At 72.7% G+C, this 17,865-nt stretch carries 17 protein-coding genes; 7 read left to right on the forward strand and 10 right to left on the reverse strand.

Annotated features, from left to right (window positions below; translation table 11 throughout):
* The first annotated feature begins 259 nt into the window (after positions 1–259).
* Complete coding sequence (locus tag ABD332_RS15430; RefSeq protein ID WP_344502570.1) at positions 260–718, forward strand: hypothetical protein; 459 nt, start codon at positions 260–262, stop codon at positions 716–718.
* 518 nt (positions 719–1,236) lie between these two features.
* On the forward strand, positions 1,237–2,712 hold the full coding sequence (locus ABD332_RS15435) for a hypothetical protein (RefSeq protein WP_344502571.1): 1,476 nt from the start codon (positions 1,237–1,239) through the stop codon (positions 2,710–2,712).
* A 47-nt stretch (positions 2,713–2,759) separates the two neighbouring features.
* Here the strand turns inward: ABD332_RS15435 and ABD332_RS15440 are convergent, their stop codons facing one another.
* Positions 2,760–4,106, reverse strand: coding sequence for an aspartate aminotransferase family protein (locus tag ABD332_RS15440; protein ID WP_344502572.1), 1,347 nt, complete (start codon positions 4,104–4,106; stop codon positions 2,760–2,762).
* A 67-nt stretch (positions 4,107–4,173) separates the two neighbouring features.
* Between ABD332_RS15440 and ABD332_RS15445 the strand changes: the two genes are divergently transcribed.
* The gene (locus ABD332_RS15445; RefSeq protein WP_344502573.1) at positions 4,174–4,803 is read left to right on the forward strand and encodes a pyridoxamine 5'-phosphate oxidase family protein; all 630 of its coding nucleotides are present in this window, start codon (positions 4,174–4,176) and stop codon (positions 4,801–4,803) included.
* Here ABD332_RS15445 and ABD332_RS15450 read toward each other — a convergent pair.
* Positions 4,791–5,372, reverse strand: coding sequence for a DUF4240 domain-containing protein (locus ABD332_RS15450; RefSeq protein WP_344502574.1), 582 nt, complete (start codon positions 5,370–5,372; stop codon positions 4,791–4,793). The two genes, ABD332_RS15445 and ABD332_RS15450, sit on opposite strands and share 13 nt — an antisense overlap.
* 67 nt (positions 5,373–5,439) lie before the next feature.
* Between ABD332_RS15450 and ABD332_RS15455 the strand changes: the two genes are divergently transcribed.
* A complete protein-coding gene (locus ABD332_RS15455; protein ID WP_344502575.1) occupies positions 5,440–5,835 on the forward strand; it encodes a hypothetical protein in 396 nt (131 codons plus the stop codon).
* A 28-nt stretch (positions 5,836–5,863) separates the two neighbouring features.
* On the opposite strand, the gene ABD332_RS15460 is transcribed toward ABD332_RS15455, so the two are convergent.
* Positions 5,864–7,717 (reverse strand): M48 family metalloprotease, encoded by a 1,854-nt coding sequence (locus tag ABD332_RS15460; protein WP_344502576.1) that lies wholly within the window; start codon positions 7,715–7,717, stop codon positions 5,864–5,866.
* 2 nt (positions 7,718–7,719) lie between these two features.
* The gene (locus ABD332_RS15465; protein ID WP_344502577.1) at positions 7,720–8,691 is read right to left on the reverse strand and encodes a hypothetical protein; all 972 of its coding nucleotides are present in this window, start codon (positions 8,689–8,691) and stop codon (positions 7,720–7,722) included.
* Between the two features lie 130 nt (positions 8,692–8,821).
* On the opposite strand from ABD332_RS15465, the gene ABD332_RS15470 reads away from it, so the two are divergent.
* The 3 genes from ABD332_RS15470 (at position 8,822) to ABD332_RS15480 (ending at position 11,867) form a co-directional block, all read left to right on the forward strand.
* Complete coding sequence (locus ABD332_RS15470; RefSeq protein ID WP_344502578.1) at positions 8,822–10,120, forward strand: sensor histidine kinase; 1,299 nt, start codon at positions 8,822–8,824, stop codon at positions 10,118–10,120.
* Entirely contained in the window at positions 10,072–10,707 is a 636-nt protein-coding gene (locus ABD332_RS15475; protein WP_344502579.1) for a LuxR C-terminal-related transcriptional regulator, read from the forward strand. Before ABD332_RS15470 ends, ABD332_RS15475 begins: the two co-directional genes overlap by 49 nt.
* A gap of 230 nt (positions 10,708–10,937) precedes the next feature.
* A complete protein-coding gene (locus tag ABD332_RS15480; protein ID WP_344502580.1) occupies positions 10,938–11,867 on the forward strand; it encodes a PfkB family carbohydrate kinase in 930 nt (309 codons plus the stop codon).
* On the opposite strand, the gene ABD332_RS15485 is transcribed toward ABD332_RS15480, so the two are convergent.
* From ABD332_RS15485 to ABD332_RS15510, 6 genes are read right to left on the reverse strand one after another with little or no spacing between them, the layout of a single operon-like run.
* Entirely contained in the window at positions 11,842–12,975 is a 1,134-nt protein-coding gene (locus ABD332_RS15485) for an ABC transporter substrate-binding protein (RefSeq protein ID WP_344502581.1), read from the reverse strand. The two genes, ABD332_RS15480 and ABD332_RS15485, sit on opposite strands and share 26 nt — an antisense overlap.
* Positions 12,976–13,004: 29 nt before the next feature.
* A complete protein-coding gene (locus ABD332_RS15490; protein ID WP_344502582.1) occupies positions 13,005–13,763 on the reverse strand; it encodes an ABC transporter permease in 759 nt (252 codons plus the stop codon).
* The gene (locus ABD332_RS15495; protein ID WP_344502583.1) at positions 13,760–14,518 is read right to left on the reverse strand and encodes an ABC transporter ATP-binding protein; all 759 of its coding nucleotides are present in this window, start codon (positions 14,516–14,518) and stop codon (positions 13,760–13,762) included. The genes ABD332_RS15490 and ABD332_RS15495 overlap by 4 nt, the downstream gene beginning before the upstream one ends.
* A complete protein-coding gene (locus ABD332_RS15500) occupies positions 14,515–15,375 on the reverse strand; it encodes an ABC transporter permease (protein ID WP_344502584.1) in 861 nt (286 codons plus the stop codon). Before ABD332_RS15500 ends, ABD332_RS15495 begins: the two co-directional genes overlap by 4 nt.
* A complete protein-coding gene (locus ABD332_RS15505; RefSeq protein WP_425552204.1) occupies positions 15,372–16,355 on the reverse strand; it encodes a TIGR03842 family LLM class F420-dependent oxidoreductase in 984 nt (327 codons plus the stop codon). The genes ABD332_RS15500 and ABD332_RS15505 overlap by 4 nt, the downstream gene beginning before the upstream one ends.
* A gap of 15 nt (positions 16,356–16,370) precedes the next feature.
* Entirely contained in the window at positions 16,371–17,855 is a 1,485-nt protein-coding gene (locus tag ABD332_RS15510; protein WP_344502586.1) for a CoA-acylating methylmalonate-semialdehyde dehydrogenase, read from the reverse strand.
* Positions 17,856–17,865: the final 10 nt, after the last annotated feature.

Below are 17,865 nucleotides of genomic sequence, written 5' to 3' on the forward strand. Positions count from 1 at the left end.
GCGTGGCACCGGCGACCGGCGCGGCCCCACGAGTTGGACCTCCGTGGTCGCCAGCAGACGTGGAAATGTCGGCGGGGCTCGGGACACCGCTGGAGCCGTGGAACTCAACGCCGGTGGGGCGAGCGAAGGCGTTGCCTCCGACGAGCACGGCGTGGCTCGGGTGCACCGCCCGATGGACCGAGATGGGAACCGTTGTCGCCGGTGGACCTGGACCGGCGGGCGGCGCCGAGGGTGCGGGCGGCGCGGGGAGTTCCCCCGGGTGCCCGGGACGGCGGTCGCAGGCGGGGCCGATGCCGGTGCGCCGGGCCGCGCGCTCGCGTGCGGATCCGTCGAACGCCTGACTGGCGGGGTGCCCGCAGACGCCACCGCCGGGGTGCCCGCAGACGAGGTCAAGCCCGCTGCCGACGTCGCAGACAAGGGTGGCACCGGCTGGGCGGCCACAGGCGGTGCCGAGGCGGTCGAGTCCGCTGCTGACGTCGCAGCCAAGGGCGTCGCCGCTGGGGTGCCCGCAGACGTTGCCGAGACGGTCGAGCGTGCTGCCGCCGTCGCGACCGAGGGCGTCACCAGCTGGACCGTCGCGAGCGTCGGTGGCGAAGCGGTTGAAGGTGGCGGTGCAGTCGGAACCGTTGCCCGCTGGGTGGTTGACGGCGCTGGCCCGACCGCCACGGACGTTGCCGGCGAGGTGGTCGAGTGCGCGGCCGAGGGCAGCACGGGCTGAACGGCGCACGCGGTGCCGGTGAGGCGGTCGGAGGCGGTGGTCGTGGTGGCGCGGCCGGGAGACATCGGCGGTGACACGGTCGGAGGGGGCGGTGGTGGGACGGTCGGCGGGGGTGGGGCGGTCGGGCGTGTTGCCGGTGGGGGTGCGGTGGTGAGGGTGCGGGCGTTGCTGAGGCGGGTCAGCTTGGTGGCGTGGCGGGCGGCGAGGCCGTGCGTGCGGGCCTCGGCGAACTCCGCCTTGGCGCGCGACCTGGCCTCCCGCCGGCGGCTGTGCTCCTCAGCGGCGGAGGCGCGCCGGGCGGCGCCGACCGCGGCCCAGTCGACCTCCGAAACCCGCGGCGCCGGGCCGGAAAGCGGTGCGGACAAAGAAAAGTATGGCCGTGGCATGAGCGACCTCCCCTCAACCGCTCACCACCCATCCTTCCTCAACCACACCCCCCGCACACCGGCCGAAAGAAGGGAACCAGGGCGTAGGTCGTCGCGTGTACAGGTGTGACGATTCGCAGACGAACCATCCTCGTGGCCGGGGCAACCGCCGCCGGCACGGCGCTCGCGCCCGGAGCGCCCGGAGCGCCCGGGGTCGCCGTAGCAGCCGGGACAACCGGGACGGCCGAAGTCGTCGTCCTGGCCGTGGGCCGGGGCGGCGGGCCGGCGAAGGCGTTCCTGGAGCTGGTCCGCACCGACCGGCCGGCGGAGCCGATCGGGGTGCCGTTCGAGGGGACGGTGCGGGTGCCGGTCGACCGGGGGACGTACCTGGTCTCGGTGGAGGTGCAGGAGGACCGCGTGCGGACCTGGCTCGTGCAGCCCGGAATCCGGGTCGACGGGGCGGTGACCCTGACCGCCGACGCGCGGGCCGGGCGGCCCGTGGCGATCGCCGTGCCGCGGCAGGACGCGGTGCCGGAGCTGCTCGAGGTCAGGTACAGGATGCCGGTCACCGGTGGTGAGACGTGGGAGAACGGGTTCGCGGTGCGCGGTGACCTGCGTGGCGTGTACTACGGGGCGCTGGGCGGGGAGCGGCCGGTCGACGGGTTCCGGGTCATGGTCGCGGTCACCATGACCGCCGCCGGGGCCGTCTACTTCCTGGCCTGGATGGTGTACGGGCGGCTGCCCGCCGGCCTCGCCCGCACCCTGACCCCGGGACAGCTGAGCACCGTCAGGAGCCGGTTCGGGGCGAGGGTCGGCGGCGCGGGCGTCACGTACACGAGGCCGCGGATGCCGGGCGGGGGCGGGGTGTTCGCCGCGGCCCTGCCGCTCGAGGCGCTCCCGGCGCGCCGCGACGACCACTACAACCTCGACGCGGGCGGCGTGACGTGGCGGACCACGTTCGAGGAGCCGGCCGCCGGGGTGCGGCTGGAAGGGCCGGCCGGCACGGCGTGGAACGAGGGGGTCGCGGCGCCGGGCGTCGACGTACAGGAGCTGCCCGAGCAGTGGGTGTCGCGCAACGGTGACACGCTCGTCGTCGCGGCCCGGCTGCACGGGGACGGCGCCGGGCATCCGGGGAGCGCGGAGTACGCGAGGGCGCGGACGGCCGTGTACCGCGACGGCGTGCTCGTCGCCGAGGCCGACGCCGCGGAAGGGGTGTTCGAGGTGCCGCCGGAGCCGGGACTGTTCCGCCTGGAGATGCGGGCGGAGCCGGCGGCGTTCGGGACCGTCGTCGACGTCGCCTGGACGTTCCGGTCCGAACATGTGCCCGGCGGGGACTGGCGGCGGATGCCGCTGCGCGCGGTGTCCTTCGCGCCTGTACTGCGGGCCGACGGCACCGCCGCCGCCGGCCGGGCGTTTCGCTTCCCGTACCGGATGACGACGCAGGCGACGACGGCGGTGCGGCCGGGTGTGGAGGTGTCCTACGACGACGGGCGCTCATGGTTCCCCGCGCTGGTGACCGCCACGCACGTCGCGGTCGCGCACCCGGGCGGCAAGGGCTGGGTGTCGTTGCGGGCCACGGCCGAGGGGCTGGAGCAGACGACGCTGCGGGCGTATCCGTTCGGGCCTTGACCGCGACGGTGGCGCTGCTGAGAAGATTCCAGCAGCGCCGGGCCCGGTCACGCCACGTGCGCGTCGGCCGCGTCGAGGGCGTCGTCGATCGCGTCGATGCCCTGCAGCAGCTCTTCCTCGGTGACGACCAGCGGCGGCACCACGTGCAGCCGGTTGAAGTGCGTGAACGGCCACACGCCGCGGGCCTTGCAGGCGGCGACGACGTCGGCCATCGGCTTGGCCGCGGCGCCGGACGCGTTGTAGGGCACCAGCATCTCGCGGGTGTCGCGGTCGCGGACCAGCTCGATCGCCCAGAACAGGCCCAGGCCGCGCACCTCCCCGACCGACGGGTGCCGGTCGCGCAGCTTCTCCAGCCGCGGCGCGACGACCCGCTCGCCGAGGTCCTTGACCCGCTCGGGGATCCGCTCGTCGCGCATCACCTCGATGGTCGCGACGGCCGCCGCGCAGGCCAGGGGGTGGCCCGAGTACGTGAGGCCGCCGGGGAACGGGCGCTCCGCGAACGTGTCGTACACCTTGTCGCCGAGCACGACCCCGCCCAGCGGGACGTAACCGGAGTTGACGCCCTTCGCGAACGTGATCAGGTCCGGCACCACACCCCACCGGTCGACGGCGAACCACTCACCGCACCGGCCGAACCCGCTCATCACCTCGTCGCAGATCAGCAGCGCCCCGTGCCGGTCGCACAGCTCGCGGACCCCGGCGAGGTACCCGGGCGGCGGCACGAGGATCCCGTTGGTCCCGACGACCGTCTCCAGCACGACGGCGGCGATCGTGCCCGGCCCCTCGAACATGAACACCTCCTCGAGGTGCTGCAGGGCGCGCTGGGTCTCCTGCTCCGGGCTGTCCGCGTGGAAGGAGGAGCGGTAGGGGTACGGGCCGAAGAAACGCACGACGCCCGGCATCGCGGGCTCGTTGGCCCAGCGGCGCGGATCGCCGGTGAGCGTGATCGATCCGGTGGTCGCGCCGTGGTACGACCGGTACGCGGCCAGGATCTTGTGCCGGCCGGTCGTCAGCCGCGCCATCTTGACGGCGTGTTCGTTGGCCTCGGTGCCGCCGTTGGTGAAGAACACGTGCGACAGGTCCCCGGGCGCCACCTCCGCGATGAGCCGCGCGGCCTCGCTGCGCGCCGGGTTGGCGAAGCTCGGCGCGACCGTGCACAGCAGCGCCGCCTGCTCCTGGATCGCGGCGACGACCCGCGGGTGCTGATGCCCGAGGTTCAGGTTCACCAGCTGTGAGGAGAAGTCGAGGTACCTGGTGCCGGCGGCGTCCCAGAACGTGCTGCCGAGGCCGCCGGTGACGACGACCGGGTCCAGCGCCCGCTGCGCCGACCAGGAGTGGAAGACGTGCGCGCGGTCGTCACGGTAGGCGTCCGCGTCGGAGATGTGTCCGGTCATGAGCCGACGCTAATCGCACACGTCCGGCCGTACAATAGCTTCATCGTTACAGGTTGTTACGGGTCCTATGCTGAGGACCATGCAGATCACCTCGACCGCTGAACTGGAGGACCTGCTCGGGTCGCCGATGCCCCGGGCCGCGAGCAAGGAACGCAGCACCCTGGCACAGACCGACCGGGACTGGCTGGCGCTGTCGCCGTTCGTCCTCGTCGGCACCTCCGACGCCGACGGCAACTGCGACGTCTCCCCGAAGGGCGACCCGCCCGGCTTCACCCACGTCATCGACGAGCGGACCATCGCCCTGCCGGAGCGCCCCGGCAACCGGCGCGCCGACAGCTTCCACAACATCCTCGCCAACCCTCACGTCGGCCTGATCTTCCTGATCCCGGGCCGCCGCGAGACGCTGCGCATCAACGGCCGCGCCCGCCTGCTCACCGACGCCCCGTGGTTCTCCTCGATGGTCGTCGAGGGCCACCGGCCGATCCTCGCCCTCGTCGTCGACATCGACACCATCTTCTTCCACTGCCAGAAGGCCTTCATGCGCTCCAACCTGTGGAAGCCCGAGACCTGGACCCCCGAGGACCTGCCGTCCCACGCGAAGCTCATCAAGAGCGTCCTGAACACCAACGAGTCGCTCGAGCAGCTCGAGGAGTACTACGCCGAGGACCGCTACAGCCGCGGCCTCTACACCTCCTGACCCTTCCCCGCCCCCGCGAACAGTTCGGTGAGGTCCGGGTACAGCTTCTCCAGCCGCCCGGCCTCACCGAACCCCGCCGGCCACCGCGCGCCGGGAATCCCGCGCGGCCTGCGCTCGAACGCGTCCGGAAGCTCCACGAGCGCCGCGTACGTCGGATGCAGCTTGGCGAGGACGAGCTCGAACGCGGCCTCACCCACGCCGAGCAGCTCCTCCGCGTGCGGATAGTCCTCGTCCGACCAGCGCTCACCCCGCATGCCCGCCAGCCGCCGCACCTGCGGATGCTCAGCCAGCAGGTCAGGATCGTCCAGCACCCACTCGAACATCTCCCGCCCCAGCGCCACCACCCACGGCCGGAAGCAGTAGAAGTTGTCCTCCGACACCTCGGCCCCGGTGACGATCTGGGCCGCCTCCCACAGCTCGCAGGTGAGCAACTGGTCGCACTTCTCCACCATCATCGTGTGGAACCGCACGATCTCCGCAACCGGCAACCGCGCCAGCCGCGCCTCCAGCGCCCGGAACCGCCGTTCCCCGGCCGGCTCGACCGCCTGCCAGAACGTCTCCTCATCCACCGCCCCATGATCTGCCCTCGACACAAACCCGCTGGTGTCGGTCGATCATGGTCGCGATACTGCGCGGATGAGCAGATTTACCGAGGTCATCGTGCTGGCGAAGGAAGCGGAGCAGGTGATGGAGCCGCTCACGCTGCCCGACCCGCAGCGGGGCTGGCACCAGTGCTTCGGTCGCGTCGACGAGAACCAGTTCTACGGCACGAACTTCGGCTCGTCCGAGTGCTACGCCTGGGTCATCCAGTTCCAGCGCCAGACCTGGGCGGGGTTGCTGCCGCTCCTCGAGTCGCTGCCCTGGCCGCGGCCGGAGTCGGTGCAGGTGCTCATCCGCGACGAGGAGGACGACTGTTTCGGCCTGTGGATGCTGTACGACGGCAAGCTGGCCGAGGTGCCGCTGCCTCACACGGACCGCTACAACAACGGCCGCACCATCACCGGCGTCCTGTCCCGCACCGACCGGGTATGACCCCCTGCGGACTCGTATGCGGCCGCGGTCAGGTGGTGGCGTCGTGCATGGACTTGGTGAAGACGGACTCGGCGTCGGCGTGTTCTTCGCTCTGGGGGCCGTTGCGCACCTCGACGAGGGTGCCGTCGTGGAGGGTGAGCTGCCAGTGGAAGCGGAGCTTGGTGGTGCGGACGGCGGCGGTGATCTCCTCGTACGGGATGAAGCGCGCGCCGGGGGTGGTGGCGAGTTCGCGGGGGTTGCCGTCGGCGAGCCAGCGGCGCATCCGGTAGCGGGCCATGCCCGTCTTGTACCGCGGCATCCCCGGCATCACGAGCAGCCCTTGGCTGAGGATGAGCAGGTCCGCGCGGGAGCCGTCGACGATGGCGGTGGTGATGCCGGCGAGGATGCCGGCGTGCTCGGTGCCGACGCGCTGGCGGACGTGGCGGGCGGTGGTGACGTCGACGCCGCGGGCGTGCAGCTGCTGGCGGGCGAGGGCCACGGTCGCCGGGTCGCAGGCGAGGCCGGCGGGCTGGGAGAGGTCGAGGCGGGCGCCGGAGAGGTCGACCAGGAAGGCGGACGCGGTCCAGGACACCTGCCAGCGGGCCACGCCGGAGCGGACGGCGGCGAGGCGGAGCAGGGTCTCCAGCGGCGCGGCGAAGCGGGTGCGGGCCTCGCGGCGGGTCGCGTCGGGGAAGAGCGGGCCGGCGAGGTCGTCGAGGCGGCCGGCGGCGACGAGGTCCAGGACGGCGCCGACGTCGGGGACGGGCCGGCCGACGGCGCGGCTGAACGCGCGGAGCATCGTGTCGGACTGCTCCTGCAGGTCGGAGGTCTGCACGGCGGCGCGGAACTCGTCCCAGGGCAGGACCATGGCGGCCGGCAGCGCCACGGCCTGCAGGGCGCGGCCGGCGGCGGCCAGGTCCGCGACGAGGACGGCGGCGGGTCCGGCGGCGGCGGCGAAGGAGGACTCCGGCGCCGCCATGACGGCCTCGACGCGGGCGGCCAGCGGCGGGTGGGTGTCCCAGCGGTCGTGCGGGCGCGCCGCCGTGACGAGCCGGGCGCGCACCGCCGAGACCTCCTCCGCGCGGGCGCGCAGCAGCGGCGGGAAGCCGCCGAACACGTCGTCGGGCAGGTAGCCGGCGTCCAGGCCGGGGCGCACGACGGTGCCGAGATAGAAGCCGAACACCTGGTCCAGGACCTCGACCTCGCGCAGGGCGCTCGCCGCCGGCAGCCGGCCCGCCACCCGTACCGCGGCGAGATCCGCCTCGAGCTCCTGGCGGCGGCTGACGGCGTTGTGCACGAGCAGGAACAGGGCGGCGTAGGCGCGGAAGACCCAGCCGGCGACGTTGGACGTGCCGAGGTGGCCGATGGTGCGGGCGAGGGCGAGGCGGCCGCGGTACGAGATGCCGGCGAACCTCGTGTGGCTGCCGGAGTAGTGGCCGAGCTCGTGCGCGAGGACGAACCGCAGCTGCGCGACGGTCAGCGTCTGCAGCAGCGGCATCCCCACGTACAGGTGGCGGCGCCCGCCGATCAGCCCCATCAGGTGGGCCCGTTCGCTGACGGCGGCGTTGACCTCCGGCACCAGGTGGATCTCATCCGGGGCGCGGGTGCCGACCGCCGCGGCCAGCTCGCGCACCGTCTGCCACAGCCCGGGCGCGTTGTGCGGGGTGAGCGGGATGCCCTGCGGGCCCGCGCCGTCGGCGCGCAGCGCCTTCCAACTGCCGTAGCCGACGGCCCACACGTTCGCGACGAACACCGCCACGCCGAGCTTCACGCCGATGAAGCCGGTGGTGACGCTCGCCACCCAGATCGCGAGGGCAAGCCCGGCCGCGAACTGTACGAGAGCGAGGACGTAGAAGCCGGCCAGCATGATCAGCGACAGGAAGGCGCGGACGGCGACGGTCATCGTCAGGCCGTGCTGTCTCTGGCGCGCGCCGTCGACCGGGCCCTGGTGAACGCGACGTCGGGGGTCGCGAGGTACGACCAGGGCCAGCGCGTCACCCGGTCGCCGAGCACGTCGAAGCGCTCGGCGGCGGCGGGCCGGTCGCCGTTGAGCGTGAACGCCATCGCGAACGCGTTGTCGCCGGCGGCCCAGCCGGGGCGCCGCTCGTAGCGGTTGTGCCGCACGGAGCGGTCCGCGGCGAGGCGCAGCCGCTCGCCGACCTCGGGGCTGTGCATGTACTCGCCGTCCTCGCCCTCGGGCAGGTCCAGCCAGTGCTCGATGTGCGCGTCGGCGACCAGGACCCCGAGCGGCGAGCCGGGCGGTGCGGCGGCGGCCGCGGACTCGGCGAAGTCGTGCATCAGCTCGTGCGAGCCGCTCCACTTGCGGCACAGCTGCTGCAGCATGTGCGAGTGGGCGTCGCGGTGCCACGGGTGCCGGCGGACCGCCTCGTCGAACCGGCGGCGGGTCTCGTCGAGGCCGAGCTGCCTGGCCCGGCCGAGTGTGACGAGCCCCACCCAGGGCGTCGGGTCGTCGGCGTCGAGCTCGGTCGCGTCGTCGAGGCAGTCCTCGGCGAGCTTCAGCCGGCGGAAGAACACCTTGAACGCGTCCTCGCTGACCGTCGAGGCGCTGCCGTTGCCGCGGGCCTGCCACGCCCAGTCGATCGCGTGCAGCCCCTTGACGGTGAGCGGGGTCGCCTTGCCGGGCACCGCGGCGATCCACTCGTCGATCCACGCGCCGTCGCCGGCGTGCTCGCCGAGGACGCGGCAGTAGAAGTACCGGTCGTCGGGGTGTTCGACATCACGCAGCGTCTCCGCCGCCGCCTGCCAGTCGCCGCGCTTCGCGGCCGCGATGAGCCGGGTCGCCTCAGGGTCGCCCTGTGCCGGGTCGATGTCCAGGTGTTCGATCCTGTCTGCGGCTCTTCGCCGGAATGGCCACATCGAACCTGTTCCTCCCCGTGACGGTCAACGGCCCAGAACTATAGGGTCCGCCGTCCACGGCTGCTATCGGCCCCGCGACGGTAGGGCTAGGCCCACTGTTTCCGGGCCGGGGCGCCGCGAGAATGGCGACATGAGGGTGAAGGCGTTCGTGCGGGCCGGGGCCGTCGCGATCGGGCGGGTCGCGCTGCTCGGGCTGCTGTCGCCGCCGGTGAAGCTGGTGCTGCTCATCCTGTCCGTGGTGTCGCTGGCGCTCAGCGTGATCGGGCTGGGGCTCGTGCTGGCGCCGCTGGTGGCGATGCTCGTGCGGGCGTACGCCGACCTGCACCGGCGGGCGGCACGCGACTGGTCGTGGGTCGACATCCCCCGGCCGTACCGGCCGCTGCCCGCGGGCGCGTTCGTCGGGACCCCGCGCCGGTGGTGGTGGCTGGTCCGCGACCCGGCGACGTGGCGGGACCTGCTGTGGCTCCTGGCGGGCGCCCCCGTCGGGCTGCTGCTGGGTCTCGCCGGTCCGGTGCTGCTGGTGTACGGCCTGGAGGGGCTCCTCGGGGTGGCGGTCATCATCGACGCCGCGACCGGCCGGTACGGCTACGGCGTCACCTGGCCGATCTCCGACACCCTCGACGTCGTCAGCGTCCCGCCGCAGGGTGCGCTCGTCACCGCCGGCGCCCTGTACGCGGGACCGTGGCTGCTGTGGACGCTGGCGCACTTCGACCGGCTGCTGCTCGCCCCGACCCGCGGCGCCGCGCTCGCCACGCTCGCCGAGCGGGTCGACCGGCTCACCGAGACCCGCACCCACGTCGTCGACGCGCAGGCCGCGGAGCTGCGCCGGATCGAGCGGGACCTGCACGACGGCGCGCAGGCGCGGATCGTGTCGCTGTCGATGAGCCTCGGGATGGCCGAGGACCTCGTCGCCCGCGACCCGGCCGCCGCGCAGGCGCTCATCGCCGAGGCGCGGGAGGCGAGCGGGCTGGCGCTCGCGGAGCTGCGGCACCTGGTGCGCGGTATCCACCCGCCGGTCCTCGCCGAACGCGGCCTCGACGGCGGCGTGCGGGCCCTCGCGCTGACGCTGCCCCTGCCGGTGACCGTCACCGTCGACCTGGACGGCCGCCCCGACGCGCCGGTGGAGTCCGCGGCGTACTTCGCGGTCGCCGAGGCCCTCACCAACGTCGTCAAGCACGCGCACGCGTCGGCGGCCTGGGTATCGTTGACCCACCTCGGTGGCGCGCTGCACATCACCGTCGGCGACGACGGTGTCGGCGGCGCCGAGGAGCGAAGCGGCTCCGGGTTGACCGGGGTCGCGCGCCGGCTGGGCGCGTTCGACGGCGTCCTGCGCGTCGACAGCCCGCCCGGTGGCCCGACCGTGCTGACCATGGAGCTGCCGTGCGCGTTGTCATCGCCGAGGACCTCGCCCTCCTCCGCGACGGGCTGATCCGGCTGCTCAGCTCGTACGGCTTCACGGTCGCCGCGGCCGTCGACACCGGCGAGGCGCTGCACGAGGCGCTGCTGGAGCACCGGCCCGACGTCGCCGTCGTCGACGTGCGGCTGCCGCCGACCTTCACCGACGAGGGCCTGCGCGCGGCAATCGCCGCCCGGGCCGCGGTGCCGGGCCTGCCGGTGCTGGTGCTGTCGCAGCACGTGGAGCAGCTGTACGCGCGGGAGCTGCTCTCCGACCGCCGCGGCGGCGTCGGCTACCTGCTGAAGGACCGGATCGCGACCGTCGGCGAGTTCGTCGACGCGGTCCGCCGGGTCGCCGGCGGCGGCACCGCCATGGACCCGGAGGTCGTGTCCCAGCTGCTGGCCCGCAGCACCCCGACCGCGGCCCTCACCCCGCGCGAGCGCGAGGTGCTCGGTCTGATGGCGGAGGGCCGCTCCAACGCCGCGATCGCGTCCCGGCTCTTCGTCACCGACAAGGCCGTCGGCAAGCACATCAACAACATCTTCGCCAAGCTCGGCCTGCCCCAGTCGGAGGACGACAACCGCCGCGTCCTCGCGGTCCTCGCCTACCTCAACGCGTAGTGCGATCGGGCGCTCGACAACGGGTGATGGGCGGCGCGGCCTGCTCTGATTCGGCGTACATTCACGCTGAGCGACGGGAGGTGACGCGATCGGAGATCGATTAGGAACGCTCCTGTACCGTGCCAAGAAGACGGCCGCGCGGCACCGCCCCCGTCCGTGACGGGCAACCGGCGGGCCGCGTCAACCAGCGGGCCGCGTCAACCAGCGGCCGCCGGGGTAACGGACGCGACATGGGTGCGGTGGTGGTCGGGCAGCTGGCCCGCGATCTCGTGATGGTCATGGAACGCCTGCCGGACGTGCACGCGTCGGGTGCGGTCCGGCAGCGGCTCGAGCAGCTCGGCGGGAAGGGCGCCAACCAGGCCGTCGGCCTGTCGCAGCTCGGCGTCGCGACGGCGCTCGTCGCGGTGGCCGGTGACGACCCGGTCGGCGACGCGCTGCTGGCCAGGGCCGCGCTCGACGGCATCGACGTGACGCACGTGGTGCGGCGGCCGGGCACGGCGACCGGGCTGATCGTCGAGGCCCTGGAGGACGGCGGCCGGTGGCGCTACCTGGAGCACCTGCCGCAGGGTGTCCTGCTGACCGAGGCGGACGTGCGGGCCGCCGAAGACGTGCTGCGCGCCGCCGGCGCGGTGCTCGTGCAGCTGCAGCAGCCCCTCGACGCGGTCCGTGCCGCCGTGGAACTTTCAGGCGGGCTGACCGTCCTCGACGGTGCCGTCACCGACCGGTCGCTCCTGCACGGCGCCGACGTCCTGCGCGCCGACGCGCACGAGGCGGAGCTGCTGCTGGGGGTGCCGGCGCGGGAGAAGGACGTCCTGGCGGCGGCGCCGGCGCTGCTGGACGCCGGGCTGCGGCTGCTCGCGTTCGCGCTCGCGGACGGTGGTGACCTGTTCGTGTGGCGCGACGGCCACGAGCGGGCCCCCTGGCGCGACAGCCACGAGCCGGTCCCCTGGCGTGACGGGCACGAGCTGGTCCCCCACGCGGCCGGCGAGGCCGTCGACACGACCGGCGGCGGCGACGCGCTCACGGCCGCCCTGACCGCCGCGCTGCTGGACGGGGCGACGCCCCGGGAGGCGGCGCGGGAGGCGGTGGCGGCCGCCGGGCGCGTCGTCACGCACGCCGGCGGCCGCCCGGGGCTCACGCCCCGCCGGCGGTCAGCGTGACCGTCTGCGGGGTGAACGAGGTGCCGAGGACGTCGACGCCGGCGGCCTTGGCCGCGTCGATCGCCTTCTGCATGTAGTCGTTGGTGTAGGCCAGGCCTTCGGGCTTCTTCTTCAGGACGGTGTCGCCGACCTGGTTCTTCGTCGTCATCGAGATGTCGACGGTCTGGTTCCAGGCGGCCTCGTCGACGAGCCCGACGCCCTTCGCGGCGGGCCAGACGAGCTTGTTGACCTCGTTCATCTGCCACAGCTGGTGGCTCTTGCCGAGCTTGGAGCCCTTCGCGACGACCATGTCGCGGCACTCCTCCGGCTTGTCGCGGCAGTACGCCCAGCCCTTGATGGTCGCGGTGAGGAACTTGACCGTCTGGTCCTGGTACGCCTTGTCCTTGAGCTTGTCGGTGTTGGCCCAGACGGCGTCCTGCAGCATCGAGGTGCCGACGGTCTTCCAGTCGATGATGGAGAAGTCCGAAGCCTGGTACAGCGCGCCGGTCGCCGGGTTGGTGGCCTCGAGCAGCTGCGCGTACTCGTTGTAGGACATGGCCTGCGCGACGTCGATCTCCTTCTTCAGCAGCGCCTGCATGTCGAACTGCTGCTGCACGAGGGTGACGTCCTTGCCGGGGTCGAGGCCGGCCTTCGTCATGCCGGCGAAGAGCTCGAACTCGTTGCCGAAGCCCCAGTTGCCGACCTTCTTGCCCTTGAAGTCGCCCGGAGACTTGATGCCGCTGCTGGCGAACGCGACCTGGTAGGTGCCGGAGCGGGCGAAGATCTGCCCGACGTCGGTGATGCCGGCGCCCTGCTCGCGCGAGGCGAGGGCCTTCGGCACCCAGGCGACGGCGTAGTCGGCCTTGCCGGTCGCGAGGACCGTCTGTGGCACGATGTCGACGCCGCCCTCGATGAGCTGCACGTCGAGGCCCTGCTCCTTGTAGAAGCCCTTGTCGGCGGCGGCGATGTAGCCGGCGAACTGGGCCTGGAAGAACCACTGCAGCTGCAGCTTCACGGTGGTGACGCCGCCGCTGCCGGTGGTGGTCGTCGTCGGTGTGTCGGCGGTGCCGCAGCCGGCGAGCGCGAGGCTCGCGACGGCGGCGCCGGTGATGAGGGACCTGATCCGCATGGGCGCTCCTCGAAAAAACTACGAACGAACTACGAACGGGCCTTCCAGGGCATTGCGAGACGCTCCAGCAGGAGCGTGGTCAGGTAGAAGACGAGGCCGAGGGCGCAGGCGCCGACCACGAACGCCCACGCTCGGGGATACGCGGTGAACGCGGCGGCGGAGGTGATCCGCGCCCCCAGCCCGTCCTGCAGGCCGCCGAAGTACTCGGCGACGACCGCGGCGATGACGGCGAGGGAGGACGCCTGCCGCAGTCCGGTGAACACGTAGGGCAGCGCGCCGGGCAGGCGCACGAGCCGGGCGAACGTCCAGCCGCCCGCCGCGTAGCTGGCCATCAGCTCGCGGTGGGTGGGGTCGACCTCCCGCAGCCCCCGCAGCGTGTTGATGAAGACCGGGAAGAACACGATGATCCCGGCGACGACCCGCCGCGGCAGGCTGCTGGTGGAGTCGAACATGTTGTTGAGGATCGGGGCGAGGGCGATGATCGGCAGCGCGTTGACGACCGCCGCGTACGGCACGGCGACGTCGCTGAGCAGCTTCGACCGGCTGGTGGCGAGCGCGGCGAGGATCGCGACGGCGGTGCCGCCGACGAGCCCGACGAGGGCGTTGGCGCCGCTGGCGAGCGCGGCGTCGAGCACGTTGCCGCGCTGCTCCACCAGCTGCGCCCAGATCGCCGACGGCGCCGGCAGGATGAACGGCGCGATCCGTCCGGCCGTGACGACGACCTCCCAGAGCACGATCGCGACGACGCCGACCAGCACCGGGGGCAGGACCGATCGGAGGTATCTCATGCCCGCAGCGCCTTCCGGACCGCGGTGACGTGCTCGAAGTAGGCCGGGGACTGCCGGGCCGCCTCGTCGCGGGCCGGCAGGTCGATGTCGACGGTCGCGGTGATCCGGCCGGGCCGGGCGGACATGACGACGACCTTGCCGGACAGGAACACCGCCTCGGAGATCGAGTGCGTGACGAAGACCGTGCTGGTGCCGGTCTTGGCACAGATCTGCAGCAGCTCGCCCTGCAGCCGCTCCCTCGTCATCTCGTCGAGGGCGCCGAAGGGCTCGTCCATGAGCAGCAGCGGCGGGTGTACCGCCAGGGCCCGCGCGATCGCGACCCGCTGCTGCATGCCGCCGGACAGCTGAGCCGGGTAGTGCCCGGCGAAGTCGGCGAGGCCGACGAGCGCGAGCATCTCCTCGGCCCGCTGCCGGCGTTCCGCCTTGGGCACCTTGCGCAGTTCGAGGGGGAGCTCGACGTTGCGCCGCACGGTGCGCCACTCGAAGAGGCCGGCCTGCTGGAAGGCGATGCCGTACTCCTGGTCGCGGCGGGCCTGCGCGGCCGGTTTCCCTGCGACGGTGACGGTGCCCGCGGTAGGCTCGATGAGGTCGGCGATGAGCCGCAGGAGGGTGCTCTTGCCGCACCCGGACGGCCCGATCAGCGACACGAACTGTCCACTGTCGACGGTCAGGTCCACGTCGGACAGCGCGGTCACCTCGTCGGGGCGACCCGCGTTGAACACCTTGCTGACACCAGCGATCGAGACAGCGCTCATACGACGTTCACCTCGACCCTACGCCTGTGCCGCATGAGGGGGAGCTCGAGCAGGCTGACGGTGCCGGCGACGACGAGGCCGAGGACGGCGGCGCCGAGCATGGCGGTGTAGACCTTCGCGGGGTCAGAGGTGGCCTCCCTGGAGTACTCGATGACGAGCCGGCCGATCCCGCCGCGGGTGCCGGTGGAGATCTCGCCGACGACCGCGCCGACGACCGCGGCCGCACCGGCGAGGCGCAGCGCGGGGAACAGGAACGGCAGCGCGGCGGGCAGCCGCAGCTTCAGGTACGTGCGCCACCAGCCGGCGGCGTAGGAGCGCATCAGCTCCACGCCCGACGCCGACGGGGACTGCAGGCCGCGCAGCAGTCCGACGGCGACGGGGAAGAACGCGAGGTACGAGGCGATGACGGCGACCGTCATCCAGTCCTGCCACGGGTACGGGCCGAACGACAGGGCGCCGCTCCAGCCCGCGACGAGCGGCGCGAGCGCCACCAGGGGCACGGTCTGCGACAGCACCACGTAGGGCAGCAGGCCCCGCTCCACGACCCGGAACCGTTGCATCAGCGTGGCGAGGACGAAGCCGATCGCCGTACCGACGAGAAAACCGACGGCGGTGACACCCAGCGTGAACAGGCAGGCGTCGGCGACGACCTGCCACACGGGACGGCCGCCGGTCAGCTCCGGCCGCCCCAGCCGCTGCGCGACCGTCCACAGGTGCGGCATCGACAGGTCGTCGGCGCGGGGCAGCACCTTCACGCCGAGGACCGCGGTGCCCTCGGGGTCGCCGACCGCCTTGTACCCCTCCCACAACAGGGCGAAGACGACCAGCCCCCCGAGAGCACCGAGGACCTTCTTCATGACAGCGCCGGGATGATCTGCTCGCCGTAGGCGCGCAGCGTCGATTCCTTCGCGTCGTGCTGCAGGTACACGGCGAACTGGTCGACGCCGAGTTCCTTCAGCTCGTTGAGCCGTTGCAGGTGTTGCTCGACCGGGCCGAGGACGCAGAACCGGTCGATGATCTCGTCGGGCACGAAGTCGGTGTGCGGGTTGCCGGCCCGCCCGTGCTCGGCGTAGTCGTAGCCCTTGCGGCCCTTGATGTAGTCGGTGAGGGCCGTCGGGACCGCGCCGTCGCTGCCGTACCGCTCGACGATGTCGGCGATGTGGTTGCCGACCATACCGCCGAACCACCGGGTCTGGTCCCGCTGGTGTTCGAGGTCGTCGCCCACGTACGCGGGCGCCGCGACGCAGAACTTGATCGCCGCCGGGTCGCGGCCCGCCTTCTCGGCCGCGTCCCGCACCGCCTTGATCATCCAGGCGGCGATGTCGGGGTCGGCGAGCTGCAGGATGTACCCGTCGCCGACCTCGCCGGTGAGCGCGAGGGCCTTCGGCCCGTACGCGGCGACCCACACCTCGAGGCGGCTGTCGGGCGCCCACGCGAACCGCAGGTCCCGGTCGCGCAGGTGCACCTCCCGGCCGTTGCCGAGCTCGCGGATGACCTGCACGCACTCGCGCAGCTCGGCGAGGGTCGTCGGCCGGCTGCCGAGGACCCGCACCGCGGAGTCGCCGCGGCCGATGCCGCAGACGGTGCGGTTGCCGTACATCTCGTTGAGGGTGGCGAACAGCGACGCCGTCACGGTCCAGTCGCGGGTGCCGGGGTTGGTGACCATCGGCCCCACGATCACCCGCTCGGTGTCGGCGAGGATCTTGCTGTAGATGACGAACGGCTCCTGCCACAGCACGTGCGAGTCGAACGTCCACACGTGGCTGAACCCGGCCGCCTCCGCCTGTTTCGCGAGCTCGACCGTTTGCGTCGCAGGCGGGTCACACTGGAGCACCACCCCTACATCCATACGTCACCTCACCTTGGGGAAGCCCAGGTCGACCTCCGACGTGGCCGGGTCGGGCCAGCGGGAGGTGACGACCTTGCTGCGCGTGTAGAACTGGATCCCTTCGGGGCCGTACATGTGCAGGTCGCCGAAGAGCGAGGACTTCCAGCCGCCGAAGCTGTAGTAGGCGACGGGGACCGGGACCGGGACGTTGACGCCGACCATGCCGCAGACGACGTCGTACTGGAACTGCCGGGCGGCGCCGCCGTCGCGGGTGAAGATGGCGGTGCCGTTGCCGTACTCGTTGTCGTTGACGAGCTTCAGGGCCTCGTCGTAGGAGTCCACGCGGACCACGGACAGGACCGGGCCGAAGATCTCGTCGGTGTACAGCGGGGAGTCGGTGCTGACCTTGTCCACCAGTGACGCGCCGAGGAAGAACCCGGGGCCGTTGCTGACCGGGGCGTCGCGGCCGTCGACGACGACCTCGGCCGTCCCGGGCTCGCTCAGGTAGCCGGCGACCTTGTCGCGGTGTTCGCGGGTGATGAGCGGGCCCATCTCCGCGGCCGGGTCGCTGGCCGGGCCGACCGCGATCCGGCCGATCCGTTCGCTGATCGCGTGCACCAGCGGGTCGGCGACGGCACCGACGGCGACGACGACGGAGATCGCCATGCACCGCTCCCCCGCCGAGCCGTACCCGGCGGACACCGCGGCGTCGGCGGCGGAGTTCACATCCGCGTCGGGCAGGACGACCATGTGGTTCTTCGCGCCGCCGAGCGCCTGGACCCGCTTGCCGGCCCTGGTGCCGGCCTCGTAGACGGCCTTGGCGATCGGGGTGGAGCCGACGAAGCTCAGCGCCTGCACGTCGGGGTGGGCCAGGAGGGTCTCGACGGCTTCCCGGTCGCCCTGCACGACGTTGAACACGCCGTCGGGCAGCCCGGCCTGGCGGAGCAGGTCGGCGAGGAGCAGCGAGACGGACGGGTCCTTCTCGCTCGGCTTGAGCACGAACGTGTTGCCGCAGACGAGCGCGTTGGCGAACATCCACATCGGGACCATCGCCGGGAAGTTGAACGGGGTGATGCCGGCGACCACCCCGAGGGGCTGGCGGATCGAGTACACGTCGACGCCGTTGGACGCCTGCTCGCTGTAGCCGCCCTTGAGCAGGTGCGGGGCGCCGGTGGCGAACTCGACGTTCTCCAGCCCGCGGGCCACCTCGCCGGCGGCGTCGGCGACGGTCTTGCCGTGCTCGGCGCTGACGAGCGCCGCGATCTCCTTGCGGTTGGCGTCCACCAGCTCACGGAAGCGGAACATGACCTCGGCGCGCCGGGACAGCGACGCCGCCCGCCACGCCGGGAACGCCTTCAGGGCGCTGGCGACCGCCCTGTCGGTCTCCGCTTTCGTGGCGGCGACGACGTACGCCTGCTGCTCGCCGGTCGCCGGGTCCCAGACCGGCAGCCGGCGGCCGCTGGTGCCTTCCACGGCGGCACCGTCGAGCCAATGCTTGATCTCACGCATGTCTTGTTGC

The organism is Dactylosporangium maewongense (assembly GCF_039531485.1).
Classification (GTDB): Bacteria; Actinomycetota; Actinomycetes; order Mycobacteriales; family Micromonosporaceae; genus Dactylosporangium; species Dactylosporangium maewongense.

Excerpts from the sequence above, each read along its gene's own strand:
- ABD332_RS15460 (WP_344502576.1), bottom strand. The coding sequence starts at position 7,717 with ATGACCGTCGCCGTCCGCGCCTTCCTGTCGCTGATCATGCTGGCCGGC.
- ABD332_RS15490 (WP_344502582.1), bottom strand. The coding sequence starts at position 13,763 with ATGAGATACCTCCGATCGGTCCTGCCCCCGGTGCTGGTCGGCGTCGTC.
- ABD332_RS15455 (WP_344502575.1), top strand. The coding sequence starts at position 5,440 with ATGAGCAGATTTACCGAGGTCATCGTGCTGGCGAAGGAAGCGGAGCAG.
- ABD332_RS15510 (WP_344502586.1), bottom strand. The coding sequence starts at position 17,855 with ATGCGTGAGATCAAGCATTGGCTCGACGGTGCCGCCGTGGAAGGCACC.
- ABD332_RS15495 (WP_344502583.1), bottom strand. The coding sequence starts at position 14,518 with ATGAGCGCTGTCTCGATCGCTGGTGTCAGCAAGGTGTTCAACGCGGGT.
- ABD332_RS15480 (WP_344502580.1), top strand. The coding sequence starts at position 10,938 with ATGGGTGCGGTGGTGGTCGGGCAGCTGGCCCGCGATCTCGTGATGGTC.
- ABD332_RS15500 (WP_344502584.1), bottom strand. The coding sequence starts at position 15,375 with ATGAAGAAGGTCCTCGGTGCTCTCGGGGGGCTGGTCGTCTTCGCCCTG.
- ABD332_RS15440 (WP_344502572.1), bottom strand. The coding sequence starts at position 4,106 with ATGACCGGACACATCTCCGACGCGGACGCCTACCGTGACGACCGCGCG.
- ABD332_RS15485 (WP_344502581.1), bottom strand. The coding sequence starts at position 12,975 with ATGCGGATCAGGTCCCTCATCACCGGCGCCGCCGTCGCGAGCCTCGCG.
- ABD332_RS15445 (WP_344502573.1), top strand. The coding sequence starts at position 4,174 with ATGCTGAGGACCATGCAGATCACCTCGACCGCTGAACTGGAGGACCTG.
- ABD332_RS15470 (WP_344502578.1), top strand. The coding sequence starts at position 8,822 with ATGAGGGTGAAGGCGTTCGTGCGGGCCGGGGCCGTCGCGATCGGGCGG.
- ABD332_RS15465 (WP_344502577.1), bottom strand. The coding sequence starts at position 8,691 with ATGTGGCCATTCCGGCGAAGAGCCGCAGACAGGATCGAACACCTGGAC.